This is a genomic window from Bartonella sp. AD328YNZD (assembly GCF_042196425.1).
In genome coordinates this window covers 1-2,395 of sequence record NZ_JBHIQG010000347.1, presented here as the reverse complement: position 1 = coordinate 2,395, position 2,395 = coordinate 1, and the positions used below count along the sequence as shown (strand labels likewise).

Genomic DNA, 2,395 nt, shown 5'->3' with positions numbered 1-2,395 from the left:
GAGTTTATCCCCAGTGATAAAACACCTACTCTTTATCCAAAAGATCGGTCTCTTTCTTATTTACAAAACCCTGACCCAAAAGATCCCTACTATCAACGAAAACCACTCCAATATAAAGCTGAATTTCACCGCAGATTAACACAATGGCTCTACCCTATTGTTTTTTCACTTATTGCATTAGCAGCGGCAGGGGATGTACGCTCCCATCGACAAGCTCGTCATTCCGCAAATCTCTCGGCAATTGCCCTCTCTTTTCTGGTATATTGGATAGGATATTTTTTCGCAGAAAAAGCAAAAAGCGATCTTGCATACGTTCCTTTCCTTTATATTATACCTATAGGAACAAGTGCATTTGTCTTTTTTATGCTTTTAACGAATCATAAAATTGGGCTTCCCACAAAAGTTAATGAGATACTTCAAATCGCTTTTCAAAAAATAATGAACAAATTTGAACATCGAAAATCTCAAGATTCCTCGGATAAAATATCATGATTGGGTGGACACTTGGACGATATTTTTTTATACGTTATCTTAAAATAACTTGTTATTTCTGGGGAAGCATTTTTGTTCTTGCTCTTTTAATCGATTTCACAGAGAATTCCGGTAGGCTATCTTCCCTTGCGCATTATACAGCAAAAGATGCATTTTTCCTCTCTGTTTTACGCATCCCTTTTATCATGCAACAACTTATCCCTTTCATTGCACTCTTTTCTGCAATGGCAACGCTTATCTCGCTCAACAAAAAACTTGAACTTGTGGTGACTCGTTCAATCGGTGTTTCTGCATGGCAATTTCTTATGCCAGCTTGTTTTGGAGCTTTTCTTTTAGGATTATTTTCAATTCTTCTTATTAATCCACTTGCTGCATGGGGATTTTCTCAAGCAGAAAAAAAGATGACTGAATGGCGCAATCACAATGTACTAACACCTCTTCACAATACAAGTATCCACTGGTTAACACAACGTACAAATTTAGGCAGAACAACCATTGGTGCTAAATCTATCTCCGATCAAGGACTTTCTCTTCTCGATGCAACCTTTGTACAATACAATGATAATGCAACCGTTAAAAATTGGATTAATGCCCCAAAAGCAACTTTGACTAATGGATTTTGGCTATTAACAAATGGAACAATCTATAAAATAGGGCATCCTCCTGAAAAATTTACCATGTTGCAAATAAAAACCAATCTAAAACCTGAATTTTTAACGGAACGTTTAGTGAATCCCGCAACTATTCCATTTTACCAATTGCCCCAAAAAATTATGATTGCACGTTCATTTGGCTATTCTGCTCATAATTTTGATATGTATTTCCAATCTTTGATTGCATTACCGGCATTGCTTGTGGCAATGACCCTCATTGCAGCAACTGTATCTTTAAATTTTACACGTTTTGGGCAATCTAGAATGTTGATTCTTGGTGGCGTGATAGCTGGGTTTATGCTTTATGTTATTTCCGTACTTGTCCAAGCTTTTGGTAATGCTGGATATATTCCACCAATTATTGCAGCTTGGACACCCGTTGTTATTGCGTTATTCTTAGGAATCTCTTTTTTGCTTCATAAAGAGGATGGCTAAGTGAAGGCATTAACACTTAAAAAAACTATTTTAACAAAATTAAGTGCTCTCGCTTTTAAAAGTATTGTGGGGGTTATTTTAGGAGGTGCTTTGTCTTATTGTGCGCACGCTCAAAGCCTTCAATCTCCTTCTCAAAGTCGCATTCAAAATCCGGAACCTCCTCTTTTGCTCTCTGCGGATGAACTCATCTACAATCGTGATGAAAACACTGTTTCTGCACACGGTAATGTCCAAATCGAATATGATGGCAATAAAGTTGTCGCTCAAAAAATTATTTACAATCAAAAAACAGGACGGCTTATAGCACAAGGGAACGTTGAAATTACTCAAAAGGATGGTAATAAAATTTATTCCAACCAAATTGATATGACCAAAGATCTTGGCGAGGGTTTTGTAAACGCCTTACGTATTGATACAGCCAACAATGTTCACTTTTCAGCCCAAAATGCTACACGCAAACACAATCACATAACAGTCTTTGAAAATGCAACCTATACAGCCTGTGAACCTTGCTCTTATAAACCAGATCGAGACGTCTTATGGAAAATTAAAGCAAGAAAGATCATATGGAATAATAGCGTCAAAAAAATTCGGTTTGAAAATAGCAGTTTTGAAGTTTTTGGTGTACCGATTATAAAATTTCCAAATTTTGAGATCTATGATCCAACTGTCAGGCGTGCTAGCGGTCTGCTTACTCCTCATTTTTTTTATACCAATGATCTCGGCATGGGGATAAAGAATTCTTATTTCTGGAATCTCGCTCCTCATTACGATTTCACACTTTCTTCTACGGTTTATACCCAACAAGGGCTTTT

General features: G+C 36.9%; 2 protein-coding genes and 1 pseudogene. All 3 read left to right on the top strand.

Annotation, left to right across the window (positions count from 1 at the left end):
* A partial coding sequence (locus ACFIO3_RS11610) for an LptF/LptG family permease (RefSeq protein WP_375704500.1) occupies positions 1-492 on the top strand: 492 nt, incomplete at its 5' end.
* Complete coding sequence (gene lptG / locus ACFIO3_RS11605) at positions 489-1,580, top strand: LPS export ABC transporter permease LptG (protein ID WP_375610168.1); 1,092 nt, start codon at positions 489-491, stop codon at positions 1,578-1,580. The genes ACFIO3_RS11610 and lptG, both read left to right, overlap by 4 nt.
* A pseudogene (locus tag ACFIO3_RS11600) lies at positions 1,581-2,395 on the top strand (LPS-assembly protein LptD); the annotation flags it as partial.

Bases quoted from the DNA above. Each gene is read 5' to 3' on its own strand.
- lptG (WP_375610168.1), top strand. From the start codon at position 489: ATGATTGGGTGGACACTTGGACGATATTTTTTTATACGTTATCTTAAA.